This window comes from Actinoplanes sp. OR16, from assembly GCF_004001265.1.
Lineage (GTDB): Bacteria > Actinomycetota > Actinomycetes > Mycobacteriales > Micromonosporaceae > Actinoplanes.
On sequence record NZ_AP019371.1, the window covers coordinates 3,538,682 to 3,552,983 of the forward strand.

Sequence of the window (14,302 nt, forward strand, 5' to 3'; positions counted from 1 at the left end):
CCCCCGGCTCTCCCGGACCCATCCGCTATCGAGTGGTCACGAACAGGTCGCCACTCCGCGTCCGCAGATCGAGGACGTTCGCTGCTCCCGGCGTGTTCTTGATGTTCTCGGCGGTGGCGTCGCCGCTGCCCGTCTCGGTGCGGACCTGGTAGTCGCCTTCGGGGACCATGAGGTCCAGGTCGCCGCTGTGGACCGAGGCTGTCACCGAGGCCGGCTTGCTGAGGTCGAAGTTCATGTCGCCGGAGGTGGCGGTGGCCTCGATCGGGCCGGCGATGCGCTGGCCGATGACGTTGCCCGAGGTCAGCTCGACCGTCAGGGCCGGCGCGTCGGTCACCATGATGTCGCCGGAGGTCGCCTCGATCTTCACCGGGCCGGTGGCGCTCTCCACCACGATGTCGCCGGAGGTCATCTTCAGCTCGACGGCGCCGGTCCCGGAGAAGCTCAGGTCGCCGGATGTCAGGTTGCCCCGGACGCCGACGCCGGCCGGTGTGGTGATCTCGTAGGAGACGTGGCAGTTGCGGCCGCAGTCGGTCGCGATGTTCAGCGTGGTGCCGGAGAGTGTGTATGACGGGCCGGGGTTGCTCGACCCGCGGACCACCCGGGTGATCCGGGTCTCGGTGGAGCTGCCCGTGGTCAGGACCACATCGCCGCTGGTGCCGGAGAGGACGAGGTCGGTGATCTTCGCCGTCTCGGTGTCGTTGAAGGTCATCGTCGCGCCGACCACGCCGTCACAGCCGGCCAGAGCGACCACCGAGGCGGCGGCGAGGACAAGGGCAACTCTTCGGCTCATGTCCCTGACGCTATTTCTCAGGGCACTGTCAGCACCATCGGTCCCGTCCCGGAGGCGACCCTGAGATCCGGGTCAGGGTTTGTCGTAGGCACCGGGCAGAATGGCGGGGTGCCTGCCGGATACCGACGCCACCTCTACCGCGACGACGCGGTGGTCCTGCGTGTGCAGAAACTCGGCGAGAGCGACCGCATCGTCACTCTGCTGACCCGCCGGCACGGCCGCCTGCGCGCGGTCGCCCGGGGCGTGCGGCGCACGTCGTCGCGGTTCGGGGCCCGGCTCGAGCCGTTCGGCCACATCGACCTGCAGCTGGCCGGCTCCCCTGAGGGGGTGGGTTCGTCGCTGCACTCGGTCAGCCAGGTCGAGGCGATCGATCTGTGCGGCAAGAGGCTTCTGGGTGACTACCCGCGCTACACCGCGGCGAGTGCGATCTGCGAGACCGCCGAGCGGCTCACCCCGGTCGAGCGGGAGCCCTCGCTGCGGCTGTTCCAGCTCACCCTCGGCGCGCTCAAGGCCCTCGCCGCCGGGGAGCACGCCGGCAGCCTGGTCCTCGACGCCTACCTGCTGCGCGCGATGGCGTTCGCCGGCTGGGCGCCGGCCGTCGACGAGTGCGCGGTCTGCGGCGACCAGGGCCGGCACGCCGCGTTCGCGGTCCCGGCCGGCGGCGCGGTCTGCCCCGACTGCCGCCCGCCCGGCGCCGCCCACCCCAGCCCGGACACCCTCGGCCTGATGTCCGCGCTGACCTCCGGTGACTGGGCGGTCGCCGACTCGTCCGCGCCTTCGGTGCGCCGGGAGTGCAGCGGCCTGGTCGCCGCCCACCTGCAATGGCACATGGAACGAGCGCTGCGATCGCTGCCGCTCGTCGATCGACGGGAGTTGAACCAGTGAGCCCGCGTCCGCCCACCCCGCACATCTCCGGCGTCCGGCCACCCCGATTGCCGGCGGCCGCCCTGCCGAAACACGTGGCGATCGTCATGGACGGCAACGGCCGCTGGGCCAAGGAGCGGGGCCTGTCCCGGACCAAGGGGCACGAGCAGGGCGAATACAGCCTGTTCGACACGATCGAGGGGGCGATCGAGCTCGGTATCCCGTACCTCTCGGCCTATGCCTTCTCCACCGAGAACTGGAAGCGCTCGCCCGAGGAGGTGCGCTTCCTCATGGGCTTCAACCGCGACGTCATCCGGCGCCGCCGGGACCAGCTGGTCGACCTCGGCGTCCGGGTGGTGTGGTCGGGCCGGGCCGGCCGCTTGTGGAAGAGCGTCATCTCCGAGCTGCAGACCGCCGAGGAGATGAGCCGTGGCAACAAGACGCTCACCCTGCAGTTCTGCGTGAACTACGGCGGCCAGGCCGAGATCGCGGACGCCGCCGCGGCGATCGCCCGTGACGTGGCGGCCGGCAGACTCAAAGCCGACAAGGTCAACGAGAAGACCATCCAGCGGTACCTCTACCACCCCGAGGTGCCGGACGTGGACATGTTCCTGCGGCCCTCCGGCGAGCAGCGGACGTCCAACTTCCTGCTGTGGCAGTCGGCGTACGCGGAAATGGTCTACCTGGACACCTTGTGGCCGGACTTCGATCGGCGTCACCTTTGGTATGCGTGCGAGTTGTACGCGCAACGAGACCGCCGGTTCGGGGGTGCGCTGCCGAACCCGGTGAGCCCGACCTAGGGGGTTGGTCGCTGTGGCCGTTCGGCATGTCTGGCTCGTGCGGCACGGTGAGGCCGTGCCCGATCAGTCCGATCTGACGACGGCCGGGCGGCAGCAGGCCGAGCTCGTCGCTGCGCGGCTCGCGGGGGTTCCGCTGGAGGCGATCAGCCACAGTCCGAAGCCGCGGGCCGTGCGTACCGCCCAGGTGGTCGCCCGGCGTTTCCCGGACGTGCCGGTGCGGGAGGCGCCCGAGCTCGACGACCGGGTGCCCGCCGACGACCGGCCCGCCGCGGCCGCGATGATCACGCGGTTCACGGGTCCCGTGGCGGAGGAGAGTCACGAGCTCGTGATCACCCACAACTTCCAGGTGGGCTGGTTCCTCCGGGATGCGTACGCAGCGCCACCCGAGCGATTCCGGGTCGTGAACCTGTGCAACGGCGGGGTCACCCTGATCCGCTATCCGGCCGGGCAGGTGCCTCGCGTGATCCTGGTGAACGACCTGACGCACCTGCCGGCGGAGTTGCGGTTCACCGGATTCCCCCCGGAGCTGCGGCCCTGATCGCTGCGATGGTCCGCTCCAGGTCGCCGAGGTCGGGCAGCACGGTGTGCGCCCCCGCCGCGACCAGCTCCGCGGCCGGCGTCGAACCGGTCGCGACGGCCACCACCACCGCGTCGTTCGCCAGCGCCGCGGTGACGTCGTTGACGGTGTCGCCGATGACGACCGGGTGGAAGCGTTCGCCGTACTTCGCCTCGGCCCGTTCCAGGCTGCGCCGGACGAGGCCGGCGCGGACGCTGTCGTCGGTGCCGTACCCGCCGACCTCGGCGTCGAAGGCGTCGTCCAGCCCGAAGGCGGCCACCTTGGCCCGGGCGACGGCGGGGACGTTGCCGGTCACCAGCGTCTGCACGATCCCCGGGTCGTCGCCGAGGTGGGTGAGCACCTCACGGACACCGGGCATCAGCGATCCCTGCTCGGCGAACTCGTGCCGGACCTCCAGCACCAGTTCGGCGTACCGGGCGAAGAACCGCTCCGGCGTGCAGTCGGTCACACCGTGCACGGCGAACACCTCGGCGCAGATGTCCAGGTCGGTCCGCCCGCCGAAGATCGGCGTATCCCGCCAGGGGATCCCGGTCAGCTCGGTGAACGCGGCCTTCCAGCTGCGGGCCGCGACGCCGCCGCCGCGCAGCAGGGTGTAGTCGATGTCCCACATGACCAGCCGCCGTCGTACGCCGGCGCCTTCCCGGCAGGTCGTCCTCGCGGTGCCCGCGGCCGTCACTGGCCGAGCACCCGCTCGATGTGCTCGACCTTCGCGGTGAGCGCATCGGTGACGCCGGGCCTGATGTCGGCCTTGAGCGAGAGGCTGACCCGGGGCGACACTGCCGCGACGGCGTCCACGGCCTGTCTCACGACGGCCATCACCTCGTCCCACTCGCCCTCGATCGTGGTGAACATGGCATCGGTCCGGTTCGGCAGCCCGGAGGCGCGAACGACCCGGACCGCCTCGGCGACGGCGTCTCCCACGGAGTCGCCGGCGCCGATCGGGGTGACGGAGAAGGCAACGAGCATGCCGCCATTCTCTCAGTGGCGGCGGTAGCGCAGGAGCTCGGCCACTTCGGCGGCGAGGTCGGTGGTGGCTTCGATCTCGGTTCTGCGGATGGAGACGTTCTCCACGTTGAAGCCGTAGGGGATGCCCAGGTGCTCGCAGAAGTCGATGAGGTCGCGGGCGATCGCGATGCACTGGCGGTACGACTCGGCCAGCGGGTCCTCGGAGTGCCGCAGGGAGTTCTGCAGCCAGCGGGGGACGTCGACGCCCAGCCAGCCCAGGAATTCCAGGGTTTTCAGGGAGCCGCACAGGGAGAGCGTAAAGATGACCGATAAGGGCTGGGTGCCTCGCTCCCGGCAGGCGTAGTAATAGTCGGAGAGCAGGTTCTTCGTCTCGTTGACGTGATAGACGACCTGGGAGATGAAGAATCCGGCGCCGCGTTCCTGCTTCGCCAGCATGCGGAGATGCTCGTCCTGCCGTTCGCTGATCACGACGGCGCCGAGTGGCAGCTCCGGACGCACCTCTGCTCGCAGCTTCTGCGCCTCGCGCAGGTTCGTCCGGACCGTCTTGCCCCCGGAGGAGGCGCCTACGAAGACACTCAGAACCTTCTCGTCGACGCCGGCCATCCACTCGCGGAGTTCGTCGGCGGCGTATTTGCCGACGCAGCGGTAGATGACGACCGGCTTGTCCCAGCCGCTCAGATGATCGGCGTAGTAGCGGGCCGGGTCCAGCGTCGCTGAGAACGGGAACGGGCGCTCGTCAGGGTTGCGGTCCGACTCGTCGTCGATGTCGTAGAGGATCAGGCCGTCCAGGTCGAGGCCGCTGAGCCGGTCCAGGGTGACCTTGGCGATCTCGGTGACCCGGTCCTCGGCGGTGCTGCGCCGGGGCGGCGTGATGCTGAAGAGCAGCACGCCGCTGCGCGTCTCGGCCAGCAGTCGGGGCAGGCGGGGGCGAGTCATACCCCCACATTAGGGAAGTGCCGATCAGTGGTCGGCACAGCAGGGGGTGGGATCCCGCCTTTCGAACGGAATCAGGCGTCCGCCGGCGGCCGGGGTGGTGACCAGCACGAGTTCGCCGCCGCGGAACTGAGGGCGGACGAAATCGCCGGTGTCGACCACGGTGTCCGGGTCGGCGGGGCCGCTGCCGAGCACCTCGATCCGGGAGATCGAGCTGCGCTGCAGGATCTCGCTGACCGTGAGTTCGCCGGTCAGCCGTTCGACGCCGGGGAACCGGACCGCCCGCCCGGACTGCCCGGTCGCGGCGGCGGAGGCGGCCGGCGCCAGCTCCGGCGTGGTCTCGAAGGGCAGCGCGGTGAGCAGGCTGATCGCGACGTGCGGGTGCGGCGCCGAGACCAGGTGGGTGCACGCCAGGACCGGGGCCGGGGACAGCCCGCCGATCCAGTGGTCGGCCTCGGCGAGCGTCGCGTGACCGAGGCTGATCCCGACGATGCGGGCGGCGCCGGGCGAAGCGGGTCCCGGCGGAAGGGTCACGCCGGCCACCGAGGTGGCCGGCGCTACGGAGAACGTCATCGGGGCAGGACCCAGATGGGGTTGGTGTAGAACCACAGGTCACCCCACGGGTCGGCGGCGCCGGCCACGTCGAGCTGCGGGCCGTACGGGTCGACCGCGGCGCCCAGCAGACCGGGCTGGGTGCGGTTGCCGTCGGTTCCGCGGAGCCGCAGGTAGAACGGCTTGTCGAGACGGCCGAGGCGGTAGGTGAGGGAAACCTTGCCGCTGGTCTTCGAGATCTCGAAGGACTTGACCACCTTGGTGTTCGGGGTGGTGAAGGCGTCCCGGTCGGCGACCGGGCCGGTCACCGTCCCGGCGATCACGTCGACCCGCTTGAGGACCGGGATGAAGCCGGCCCAGTTCGGAACGTCCTGGAGGTCGATCTCGAGGGTCAGCTCGGTCGAGGTGCCCCTCTTGACCCGCAGCACGCCGCCGAGCGGGGTGCCGGTGTGGCTGCGGCGGTCACCGGCGACCCGGACCTGGGCGTCGAGACCCTTGATCAGCCGGCCGTGGTCGACCCAGACGCGGCCGGCGCGCAGACCGTCGACGACGGCCTTGTACGAGAACGACGACGCGCCCACGTTGGTCCGGCCGTAGAAGCCCGGCCAGAAGTCGCCGGCCTGGGTGTTCACCGTGCCGGTGTAGACCGGGTCGTTGTACTTGCCGTCGGCGTTGAAGTCGCTGCCCGGGCCACGGTCGGTCTGGTCCAGGTAGTTGACGTGGCTGTCCGAGTTGACGGTGATCCACCACGCCTTGCCCTCGGCGAGCAGGCTGTCCCAGAGGCCGCCGACCGTGGAGGTCATCCAGTCGAAGCCGCCCCAGGTGCGGTAGGTCTCCAGCGGGTAGAGCGGGAACGACGCGGCCGACGGGTTGTTGTCGTAGTAGCCACGGGCGCCGCCACGGCCGTTCGGGGCCGGGATGCCGGCGGCCTGGTGGCCGGGGGCGCCCTCGAAGCCGACCGCCACGGTCGGGTCGGCGTCGCGCCAGCCGCGGATCTCGTGCGGCGAGTCGATGCCGCGCCGGGACGGGTGGTTCGCGAAGAACAGCGCGCCGTCGATCTTGCGCTTCTTCACCTGCTCGCCGAGGAACTTGATGCCGGCGATCGCCAGGGCCTCGTTCTGCGCGGCGGTGTTCGTGGCCGGCGCGAAGGTGCCGTCGTACGCGTTCTCGAACTGCTTGAGAACCTCGACCTCGTTCTTCGACGGCGTGACGAACACGGTGGCGTGCTCGGCGGCCGGGATGTTCCACTCCAGGCCCTGGAACGTGAGCAGGCCCTTGAGCTCCTCCCGGGTCTTCACGATGTCCGGGTTGACCTTCTCCACACCGATCTTGGCGTGGGCGGCGCTGCCGTGGTCGGTGATGACCAGCCAGTCCAGGCCGTACGCCTGGCCCTTCTGCGCCTGGTCGAGCACCCGGTACTGGGCGTCCGAGCTGTACTGGGTGTGGATGTGGTGGTCGCCGGCGAGAAAAATGAACCCGCCCTTGGCGGTACCGCCTCCCGAGGGGCCGTGCGCGTGGGGAAGCCCCGAAGCGGCGGCCACTGACGGGTTCGCGAGCACCGAGGCTGCCGCACCCGCGCCGAGCAGGCCAGCCCCGAGCAGGAAACGGCGACGTGTGGCGTCGGAGGGCGACAACTCGTTGTCCGGAATTGACATGTCGAGGGCATCAGGCGCATCGCCGCCGACGTGCTCGACTGCATGAGAGTGGTCGTGGCCGTGACCCATCTGGTCGCTCCTGCCGAAGATCGAAATACGCGGTCTGCGTCACCCTCGTCAAACGACCGGAACGGAGTTCGTCGATTCAGTGGCCGGGTGGCGAACAGCCACTGTCTGATGTCACCTCAGCCAGCGCCCTCAAGCGGTCAGGACATCGACGTCATACATCTGGATGTGAGTGTCACGAGTCACCAGTGTCAGATCTTCGAGTTGAGCTTGGGCTATCAGGATGCGGTCGAACGGGTCGCGGTGATGCATCGGCAACCGTCCCGCCGCTATTGCGTGCTCGGCGGTGATATTCAGAGGCCGGAAGCCGCTATCGCGTATCTGCTCGGGCAGGTCGGGCGGGTCGAGCTTGCCAAGCGCTTGTTTGATGGCGACTTCCCATACCGTTGCTGAACTGACGTAAACGTCGAGTTCCTGGTCCAGGCGATCCTTGATCTCATCGGCAAGGGTGGGGTCGTCCGTGAGCCACCAGATCACGATGTGGGTGTCGAGGAGAAGGCTCATGGTGCGAGCCCGAAGTCATCGGCGATGCTCTCGTTGACCTCCGTTGAGTCCCAGTCCTCGGAAGCGACGATGCGGCCCTTCAGGGAACCTCGCCCGGACCTGACTGTGCCGGGCCGGATCGACTGTAAGGGTGTGCGCACGCCGGACTCGTTGTCGATCTGCCAGAAGGTCCAACCGTTGCGGTTGTCGTTGATGGTGGGGTTGTATTCCCTGACCACCGCGCGTGCGGCACCGGTTGGGGTCTTGAATGACTGACCTGCGAGTGGGCCGTCAATGATCTCGACTCGGGCCGGCTCGGTGAATCTGGCACGGACCCGATGTCCTTCATAGTCGGCATAGACCGTGACGCTCTTGTCGATGGGCTCGGGGTGCTTGTCGGCGGTCAGGGCGCTGCCTTCCACCAGGCGACGAATGATCGCGCTCTCCGAAAGGTTTGCCATTCGAGCCGCGAACGCCACGGTGAACTTCGTGTACTCGTCGACCTCGATGGTCGCCATGCGGATCACCTCCGGCGCGAGCCTAGCGCAAACAGAGAAAGCAAATCAAGCAAACGCAGCACCAACTGAGCAGGGGGTCCCGAGTGGGGGGGCCTCGGCCAGGATCGCGGTCATCAGCAAGGTGCCGATACCCCGCTTCATCAGATCGGCGCGCCCGAACAGGTCATCCGTATCGCGCTTGGGGAATCCGGAGCGTGTTGGGCTGCTTGGATCGCAAACAGCCTGGTGGTTGCCGGCATGTGGTGGTCGCCGGCGAGCCACTTGAACCCGCCCTTGTCCGTACCGCCGCCCTGAGGCGCGTGGGTGTGCGGAAGGCCGGCTGCCGAGGCGGCGCCCGGGTGCGCGAGCACGGAGGCCGCGGCGCCGGCGCCGAGCAGGCCCGCGCCGAGCAGGAAGTTACGGCGGGACTTGTCGCCGGGGGAGAGCTCGGACTTCGGGACGCTTCCGTTGTCGATCTCGTGACGGCGGGAGGAACGGTCAGCCGACAACCGGCTTGAAGTAGCCGAGCAGCACGGAGAGCGTCAGGATCGCGGTGGAGGCGGCGATCGCGGCCACCATCAGAGCGGCGTCTGCTCCGGTGAAATATTGACGGCGGGCGTACGTCCGGGGCGTCTGTGCGTCGAAACCGCGGGCATCCATCGCGACCGCCAGCCGGACGCCGCGGCGCAGCGCGCCCACGATCAGCGCGAAGGAAGCCGAGACGAAGAGGCGCAGCCGCGCGATCGGGTTGTGCCCGGCGTCGATGCCCCGGGCGCGGCGGGCCAGCGTGAGCGTCCGCCATTCGCTCGCGAGCAGCGGGAGCAGCCGGAACGCGGCGAGCGCGCCGATCGCGAACCGGGCCGGTGTCTTCGCGTTCTGCACGAGCGCGTCGGCCAGGTCGGTCGGGTCGGTGGTGGCGAAGACGACGATGCCGGGCAGCGCCACCGCGAACAGGCGCAGGACCAGTCCGGCAGCGCTCGCGAGCACCCCGGTGGTCACGTCGAACGGGCCGGCCGAGAAGAGCAGGGCGCCACTGCGGTCGGCAGCGAACATGGTCATCGCCACGAGTACGCCGGCGGCCGCGAACAGCAGCGGCGCGGCCCGCTTCGCGAGGTGCCGGAATCGGACACCGAAGAACGGGAGCACCGCCAGCTCGACGGCCAGCGCCACGGCCGCGGTGAACGGGTCCACGGTGGCGATCAGCGGCAGCGAGAAGAGCAGCGCGGCACCCAGCTTGGCGACCGGGTTGCGGCGGGCGAGCGGCGCGGACGGGTCGGCGATGGGTTCGAAGGCCAAGGTCACGGCCGGACCCTCCGGGGCAGCGGGTCGGGATCGGGTTCGCCGAGGGGTACCGTGCGGTCGGCGAGCGTACGGACGAACGCCTCGTCGTGGGTGACCGCGACGATCCCGTGCCCGGCCGTCCGCAACTCCGCCAGCAGGGTGACCAGTTCCAGCCAGGTACGCCGGTCCTGACCGAACGTGGGCTCGTCCAGCACCAGCAGCCGGGGCGCGGTGGCGAGCGCCGTGGCGACGCTGAGCCGCCGTGCCTCGCCGCCGGAGAGGGTGTACGGGTTCGCCTCCGCCAGCTTGTCGAGCCGCAGCCGCTGCAGCAGCTCGTCGACGACGGCGCGGACCTCGGCTGGGGAGCGGCCGATCCGGCGGGGACCGAGCGCGAGTTCGTCGGCGACCCGGCCGGTGACGAACTGGTGCTCCGGGTTCTGGAAGACCGATCCGATCCGCTGGGTCAGCGTGGCGGCGCGCCATCGATGCGGGGGCCGCTTGTCGCCGAACGCCGTGATCCGCCCGGCGGTGGGCGCGAGCAGCCCGCCCATGAGCAGTGCGAGGGTGGACTTGCCGGTGCCGTTCGGGCCGGTGACGGCCAGCACCTCGCCTTCGCCGGCCGCGATCGACACCGGTCGGAGGCGACTGTGGACCGCAGCGTGCTCCACCCGTACAAAATCGGACTTTGATCTTGAAGTGGCTTTGACCGGCGCGAAGCTGAAGCCTGGCACCCAGACCCCGTCCTCCGCCAGCTTGTCGCCGTAGGCGGCGAAGATCAGCTCGGGCGCGCCGTCCGCGCGGACCCCACCGCCCGGATCCAGGACGACGACCCGATCGACGAGCGGCAGCGCCTCGGCCACCCGATGCTCCACGATGATCATCGTCGTGTCCGGGCCGGTCGCGCGGGCCAGCGACTCGCGGATCAACGCCGCGCCGGGCGGGTCGAGGTTCGCCGTCGGCTCATCGAGAAGCAGCAGGCCAGGCCGGAGAGCCAGGACGCCGGCGAGCGCCAGGCGCTGCGCCTCGCCGCCGGAGAGGGCCGCGGTCGAGCGACTGATCGGGTACGGGAAGCCGACCCGATCGAGGACGTCGCTGACCCGCGGCCAGATCTCCCCGGCCGGCACGCCCCGGTTCTCCAGGCCGAACGCCACGTCGTCGCCGCTACGGGCCATCACGAGTTGCGTCTGCGGATCTTGGAAGACGATGCCGACCTTGTCGCGCGCCTTCGACGGATCAAGCCCATCGATCTCGATGCTGCCCTCGGACTGACCGGAATCGGACGGGAGCAGGCCTGCCAGCGCGGCGAGCAGCGTGCTCTTCCCGGCCCCCGAAGGCCCGAGCAGCAGCACCCGCTCGCCGTGCCGGACGTGCAGGTCGAGTCCGCGGACCGCCCAGGCGCGGCGCCCGGCGTGCCGCCACCCGAAGCCGCGGAGCTGAACCTCACTCATGACTTAGATGAGTGCCCTGTCCCGGCCTGCTCCGAACCGATCCAGCACGCCGGTCGGCGCGAGCGCCCGGACCAGGGCCCAGCTGCCCAGACCCGCGATGATCACGCTACTCAGGATGGTGAAGGCGGCGTACGGCAGGCGATAGCTGAGCAGGGCGTACTCCGAGTTCCAGACGAAGAAGTCGAAGATCGCCGCGCTCAGGCCGGTCAGCGCGCCGGCGAGCAGGGCGGCCGGCAGCTTCCAGGAGCGGTAGAGGAAGGCCGCGAACGCCAGTTCGGCGCCGAGGCCCTGGACCAGGCCCTGGGGGATGGTGGTGCCGCCCCACTGGCTGCCGAGCAGCGCGGCGATGAGCGCCGCGACGGTCTCGGTGTAGAGCGACGCCCCGGGCTTCCGGATGATCAGCCCGGAGAGGACGGCCGGGACCAGCCAGATGCCGTAGAGGATCGCCTGGGCCGGCGGGAAGAACGTGAAGGCGCCCTCGGTGACGCTCCAGACCGTGCCCCAGGCCCAGAAGATCACGCCGAAGGCCACGGCGATGACGGAGGCGATCACGATATCTATCGTTCGCCATCGATGGGTGTTGTCTGTCATTACGCCTCCCAGCGGTTACCGGGAAGAGACGCGTGCATAGAGAAGAGACCGAGCTTCCTGCGCTGGCATTACCCAGATCAGGTACTAGGGTCTGCGGCTTTCGACCGCACTCTCAGCGCTGTGCGCTCCCCTGTCGGATTAGATTGGTTCGGATGAACCTAACACTTCAGGTCCGTGGGCTCACTTTTGAAGTGTCGGCGAGCGGTCCGGATGATGGGGAACCGGTCCTGCTGTTGCACGGTTTCCCGCAGGACAATCGGGAGTTCGACCGACTCGTCCCGATTTTGAATGACGCCGGGCTGCGGACCTACGCGCTGAACCAGCGCGGCTACTCGCCCGGCGCCCGCCCGGCGGACGTCGACGCCTATCGACTGCGGGAAGCGGTGGCCGACGCCGTGGCCGTGCTCGACGAGCTCGGCGTGGAACGCGTCCACGTCATCGGCCACGACTGGGGTGCGCAGGTCGGATGGCTGCTCGCAGCGAATCACCCGGAGCGCCTGCGTACGCTGACCGCCGTCTCCGTGCCGCACCCCCGCGCGCTGCTGCTCGCCCTGCGGGTGCGGCCGTCGCAGAAGGCGCGCCTCGCGTACTTCGAAGTGTTCCGCTCCTCCCGCGCTGAGCGGCTGCTCCTGGCCCGGGACGCCGCGGTGCTGCGCTGGATGCTGCGGCCGCTGGTGGCGCGGCGGGTGCAGGCGTACGTCGACGCCGCCCGTGAGCCGGGCCGGCTGACCGGCGGCCTCAACTGGTACCGGGCGTTCACCACGGATCAGATCGCGCGCACCGGTGTGATCACGGTGCCGACCACGTACGTGTGGAGCGACCGGGACGGGGTGGTGGGACTGACCGCCGCGCTGCGCACCGCCGACTGGGTCTCCGCCGACTACCAGCTCTGGGCGATGCGCGGCGTCAGCCATTGGGTCCCGGAGGAGGCACCGCGTGAGCTGGCTGACGCGGCCCTGGCACGTATCGGAGTTTGACCATGCCCGCCAGTGGGAACGCTGGCGCGTCATGGCCGTCGATACACCTTCCCCCCGCAATAAAGAGACAGAGAAGGAGCGCTGGGACCGGAATTTCGCGGACCTGCTCCAGGAGTTGCGCGTCGCGCAGACCGGCGTGCAGATCCTCTTCGCGTTCCTGCTGACGCTGCCGTTCAGCAACGGCTTCCCGAAGGCCACCGAGTTCCAGCGGGACACCTACATCGTCGCGCTGATCAGTGCCGCCTTCGCCACCGCGATGATCATTTCTCCGGTGGCTTTCCACCGTGCGCTGTTCCGCCAGGGCCGCAAGCCCGAGCTGGTCCGGTACGCGCACCGGATGGCCACCGGCGGTCTCGGCTTCATGCTGGTCTCGATGGTCAGCAGCGTCCTGCTGATCACCGACTACGTCCTCGACTGGAAGTGGGCGATCCCGCTCACCGTGATCACCGGTCTGTGGTTCGTCACACTCTGGGCCGGGCTTCCGCTCGCCCACCGGGACTGGGGCGAGGACGAAGACCAAGACTCCTGAGTTCCAGCTCGGCCAGCGCGTCCACCGCATCGTCGTCGCCGGCCCGCCAGCTCTGCGCGATGTCCGGGCCCAGCCTGGTCAGCTCGCCGAGCGGCCGGCCGGCGAGAGCACGCAGCGCCAGCAGGTCGCGGCCGGCCGGATCGTTGCGGACCGCGGCCGCCACCCCGGCTCGCCGCATCCAGCGCAGCCGCAGCGGCAGCCAGAGGAAGACGACCAGCGCGATCGGCACCGAGATCGCGATGGCCGGCAGGATCAGCGCCAGCTGCCCGACCAGGTCCTGCTGCTGCTGACCGGCCTCGGCGATCGACCGGGCCGCGTCGGCGGCCCCGGTGAACGGCTTGGTCAGGTCGTCGCCGACCACCGGCACCCGGCCCACCTTGCCGCCCGCGTCGGCCAGGTTGTCGGCGATGCCGGCGCCGGCGCTCTCCAGTTTCTGACCTGGCACGGCCAGCTTCTCCACGGTGTCGTGGATCCAGAGGGCGACCCGGATCCAGAGGTAGATCCAGAGGACGACGAGGATGTCGGTGAGGAGCTGGCGGATCACGGTGGGGAGCCGGTCGGCGTAGAGCTTCACAGTGGAAGCTTGTCAGCTACCCCTTCGCGGCGCACTCCTCGCACGTCCCGAAGATCTCGAGCGTGTGCGAGACGTCGACGAAGCCGTGCTGGCCCGCCACCTTCTCCGCCCAGGACTCCACCGCCGGTCCGGCCACCTCGACGGTCCGGCCGCAAGACCGGCACACCAGATGGTGGTGGTGGCCCTGGCTGCACCGGCGGTAGAGGTGCTCGCCGCCGGGCGGGCGCATCACGTCGATCTCGCCGGCGTCGGCGAGACCCTGCAGTGTCCGGTACACCGTGGTCAGCCCGACCCGCTCGCCCCGGTCACGCAGCATCGCGTGCAGATCCTGCGCGCTGTGGAAGCCCTCGGTCTCGGCGAGGACGGCACTGACGGCGCTGCGCTGCTTGGTGTTTCGCTGGGTCGTTTCGGGGTTCACAGTCGGCTCTCCCTGGCATGGCTCACCGCGTCGGCGACGATGTGGGCGACGTGTTCGTCCACCAGGGAGTATGCGATCTCCCGGCCCTGCCGGACACCCCGCACCACGCCCGCGCCGCGCAGGACCCGCAGGTGCTGGGAGACCAGGGGCTGAGGAGCGCCCAGTTTCTCCACGAGGTCGTGCACGCAGCGCTCGCCGGCGCCAAGTTCGACCACGATGGCCACACGGATGGGCGCGGACAGGGCTCGCAGCAGCGCCCCCGCCGACTCGTACGCTTCATAACCGGTGGTCGTCATGGCTG

Annotated in this window: 20 protein-coding genes and 1 riboswitch; of the genes, 5 read left to right on the forward strand and 15 right to left on the reverse strand. The window is 69.8% G+C overall.

What is annotated here, in order from left to right:
• Positions 1 to 25: 25 nt before the first annotated feature.
• On the reverse strand, positions 26 to 790 hold the full coding sequence (locus tag EP757_RS16430; protein WP_174262401.1) for a DUF4097 family beta strand repeat-containing protein: 765 nt from the start codon (positions 788 to 790) through the stop codon (positions 26 to 28).
• Positions 791 to 898: 108 nt separating this feature from the next.
• Between EP757_RS16430 and recO the strand changes: the two genes are divergently transcribed.
• From recO to EP757_RS16445, 3 genes are read left to right on the forward strand one after another with little or no spacing between them, the layout of a single operon-like run.
• Entirely contained in the window at positions 899 to 1,675 is a 777-nt protein-coding gene (gene recO, locus EP757_RS16435) for a DNA repair protein RecO (protein WP_127547023.1), read from the forward strand.
• The gene (locus EP757_RS16440; protein WP_370457827.1) at positions 1,612 to 2,454 is read left to right on the forward strand and encodes an isoprenyl transferase; all 843 of its coding nucleotides are present in this window, start codon (positions 1,612 to 1,614) and stop codon (positions 2,452 to 2,454) included. The genes recO and EP757_RS16440 overlap by 64 nt, the downstream gene beginning before the upstream one ends.
• Before the next feature lie 37 nt (positions 2,455 to 2,491).
• A complete protein-coding gene (locus EP757_RS16445; protein ID WP_255435705.1) occupies positions 2,492 to 2,992 on the forward strand; it encodes a phosphoglycerate mutase family protein in 501 nt (166 codons plus the stop codon).
• On the opposite strand, the gene EP757_RS16450 is transcribed toward EP757_RS16445, so the two are convergent.
• The 11 genes from EP757_RS16450 to EP757_RS16500 all read right to left on the reverse strand — a co-directional run bounded on the left by EP757_RS16450 (position 2,961) and on the right by EP757_RS16500 (position 11,503).
• Positions 2,961 to 3,707 carry an HAD family hydrolase gene (locus tag EP757_RS16450; RefSeq protein ID WP_232050536.1) on the reverse strand — a complete coding sequence of 249 codons (747 nt, stop codon included), beginning with the start codon at positions 3,705 to 3,707 and terminating at the stop codon, positions 2,961 to 2,963. The two genes, EP757_RS16445 and EP757_RS16450, sit on opposite strands and share 32 nt — an antisense overlap.
• Positions 3,704 to 3,997, reverse strand: a complete 294-nt coding sequence (locus EP757_RS16455) for an MTH1187 family thiamine-binding protein (protein WP_127547027.1) — start codon at positions 3,995 to 3,997, stop codon at positions 3,704 to 3,706. The genes EP757_RS16450 and EP757_RS16455 overlap by 4 nt, the downstream gene beginning before the upstream one ends.
• A 12-nt stretch (positions 3,998 to 4,009) precedes the next feature.
• Positions 4,010 to 4,933: a 5,10-methylenetetrahydrofolate reductase gene (locus EP757_RS16460; RefSeq protein ID WP_127547029.1), complete on the reverse strand. Its 924-nt coding sequence runs from the start codon at positions 4,931 to 4,933 to the stop codon at positions 4,010 to 4,012.
• 24 nt (positions 4,934 to 4,957) lie between these two features.
• A complete protein-coding gene (locus tag EP757_RS16465; RefSeq protein ID WP_232050537.1) occupies positions 4,958 to 5,503 on the reverse strand; it encodes a hypothetical protein in 546 nt (181 codons plus the stop codon).
• Positions 5,500 to 7,137: a PHP domain-containing protein gene (locus tag EP757_RS16470; protein WP_232050538.1), complete on the reverse strand. Its 1,638-nt coding sequence runs from the start codon at positions 7,135 to 7,137 to the stop codon at positions 5,500 to 5,502. Before EP757_RS16470 ends, EP757_RS16465 begins: the two co-directional genes overlap by 4 nt.
• 198 nt (positions 7,138 to 7,335) lie before the next feature.
• The gene (locus tag EP757_RS16475) at positions 7,336 to 7,707 is read right to left on the reverse strand and encodes a type II toxin-antitoxin system VapC family toxin (RefSeq protein ID WP_127547033.1); all 372 of its coding nucleotides are present in this window, start codon (positions 7,705 to 7,707) and stop codon (positions 7,336 to 7,338) included.
• The gene (locus EP757_RS43380; RefSeq protein ID WP_197725524.1) at positions 7,704 to 8,204 is read right to left on the reverse strand and encodes a hypothetical protein; all 501 of its coding nucleotides are present in this window, start codon (positions 8,202 to 8,204) and stop codon (positions 7,704 to 7,706) included. The genes EP757_RS16475 and EP757_RS43380 overlap by 4 nt, the downstream gene beginning before the upstream one ends.
• A 140-nt stretch (positions 8,205 to 8,344) precedes the next feature.
• Positions 8,345 to 8,692, reverse strand: coding sequence for a hypothetical protein (locus tag EP757_RS43890; protein WP_232050539.1), 348 nt, complete (start codon positions 8,690 to 8,692; stop codon positions 8,345 to 8,347).
• Positions 8,682 to 9,485 (reverse strand): energy-coupling factor transporter transmembrane protein EcfT, encoded by an 804-nt coding sequence (locus EP757_RS16490; protein WP_174262403.1) that lies wholly within the window; start codon positions 9,483 to 9,485, stop codon positions 8,682 to 8,684. Before EP757_RS16490 ends, EP757_RS43890 begins: the two co-directional genes overlap by 11 nt.
• Positions 9,482 to 10,912, reverse strand: a complete 1,431-nt coding sequence (locus EP757_RS16495; protein WP_127547035.1) for an ABC transporter ATP-binding protein — start codon at positions 10,910 to 10,912, stop codon at positions 9,482 to 9,484. Before EP757_RS16495 ends, EP757_RS16490 begins: the two co-directional genes overlap by 4 nt.
• Before the next feature lie 3 nt (positions 10,913 to 10,915).
• Entirely contained in the window at positions 10,916 to 11,503 is a 588-nt protein-coding gene (locus EP757_RS16500; RefSeq protein ID WP_127547037.1) for an ECF transporter S component, read from the reverse strand.
• Positions 11,504 to 11,539: 36 nt separating this feature from the next.
• Positions 11,540 to 11,645: riboswitch (TPP riboswitch) on the reverse strand.
• A 10-nt stretch (positions 11,646 to 11,655) separates the two neighbouring features.
• On the opposite strand from EP757_RS16500, the gene EP757_RS16505 reads away from it, so the two are divergent.
• Together EP757_RS16505 and EP757_RS16510 are read left to right on the forward strand one after the other, a co-directional pair.
• A complete protein-coding gene (locus tag EP757_RS16505; protein ID WP_174262404.1) occupies positions 11,656 to 12,480 on the forward strand; it encodes an alpha/beta fold hydrolase in 825 nt (274 codons plus the stop codon).
• A gap of 31 nt (positions 12,481 to 12,511) precedes the next feature.
• On the forward strand, positions 12,512 to 13,009 hold the full coding sequence (locus tag EP757_RS16510; RefSeq protein WP_127547041.1) for a DUF6328 family protein: 498 nt from the start codon (positions 12,512 to 12,514) through the stop codon (positions 13,007 to 13,009).
• Here EP757_RS16510 and EP757_RS16515 read toward each other — a convergent pair.
• Genes EP757_RS16515 through EP757_RS16525 form a run of 3 tightly spaced genes read right to left on the reverse strand, consistent with a single transcriptional unit; the run spans position 12,942 to position 14,297 of the window.
• Complete coding sequence (locus EP757_RS16515; protein ID WP_127547042.1) at positions 12,942 to 13,583, reverse strand: hypothetical protein; 642 nt, start codon at positions 13,581 to 13,583, stop codon at positions 12,942 to 12,944. The two genes, EP757_RS16510 and EP757_RS16515, sit on opposite strands and share 68 nt — an antisense overlap.
• Before the next feature lie 16 nt (positions 13,584 to 13,599).
• Positions 13,600 to 14,001, reverse strand: coding sequence for a Fur family transcriptional regulator (locus tag EP757_RS16520; protein ID WP_127547044.1), 402 nt, complete (start codon positions 13,999 to 14,001; stop codon positions 13,600 to 13,602).
• Positions 13,998 to 14,297, reverse strand: coding sequence for a metalloregulator ArsR/SmtB family transcription factor (locus EP757_RS16525; RefSeq protein WP_127547046.1), 300 nt, complete (start codon positions 14,295 to 14,297; stop codon positions 13,998 to 14,000). Before EP757_RS16525 ends, EP757_RS16520 begins: the two co-directional genes overlap by 4 nt.
• Positions 14,298 to 14,302: the final 5 nt, after the last annotated feature.

Excerpts from the sequence above, each read along its gene's own strand:
- EP757_RS16500 (WP_127547037.1), bottom strand. The coding sequence starts at position 11,503 with ATGACAGACAACACCCATCGATGGCGAACGATAGATATCGTGATCGCC.
- EP757_RS16470 (WP_232050538.1), bottom strand. The coding sequence starts at position 7,137 with ATGTCAATTCCGGACAACGAGTTGTCGCCCTCCGACGCCACACGTCGC.
- EP757_RS16460 (WP_127547029.1), bottom strand. The coding sequence starts at position 4,933 with ATGACTCGCCCCCGCCTGCCCCGACTGCTGGCCGAGACGCGCAGCGGC.
- EP757_RS16505 (WP_174262404.1), top strand. The coding sequence starts at position 11,656 with ATGAACCTAACACTTCAGGTCCGTGGGCTCACTTTTGAAGTGTCGGCG.
- EP757_RS16510 (WP_127547041.1), top strand. The coding sequence starts at position 12,512 with ATGGCCGTCGATACACCTTCCCCCCGCAATAAAGAGACAGAGAAGGAG.
- EP757_RS16495 (WP_127547035.1), bottom strand. The coding sequence starts at position 10,912 with ATGAGTGAGGTTCAGCTCCGCGGCTTCGGGTGGCGGCACGCCGGGCGC.
- EP757_RS16440 (WP_370457827.1), top strand. The coding sequence starts at position 1,612 with ATGGCACATGGAACGAGCGCTGCGATCGCTGCCGCTCGTCGATCGACG.
- EP757_RS16455 (WP_127547027.1), bottom strand. The coding sequence starts at position 3,997 with ATGCTCGTTGCCTTCTCCGTCACCCCGATCGGCGCCGGCGACTCCGTG.
- EP757_RS16465 (WP_232050537.1), bottom strand. The coding sequence starts at position 5,503 with ATGACGTTCTCCGTAGCGCCGGCCACCTCGGTGGCCGGCGTGACCCTT.
- EP757_RS16430 (WP_174262401.1), bottom strand. The coding sequence starts at position 790 with ATGAGCCGAAGAGTTGCCCTTGTCCTCGCCGCCGCCTCGGTGGTCGCT.
- EP757_RS43380 (WP_197725524.1), bottom strand. The coding sequence starts at position 8,204 with ATGGCGACCATCGAGGTCGACGAGTACACGAAGTTCACCGTGGCGTTC.
- EP757_RS16475 (WP_127547033.1), bottom strand. The coding sequence starts at position 7,707 with ATGAGCCTTCTCCTCGACACCCACATCGTGATCTGGTGGCTCACGGAC.
- EP757_RS16525 (WP_127547046.1), bottom strand. The coding sequence starts at position 14,297 with ATGACGACCACCGGTTATGAAGCGTACGAGTCGGCGGGGGCGCTGCTG.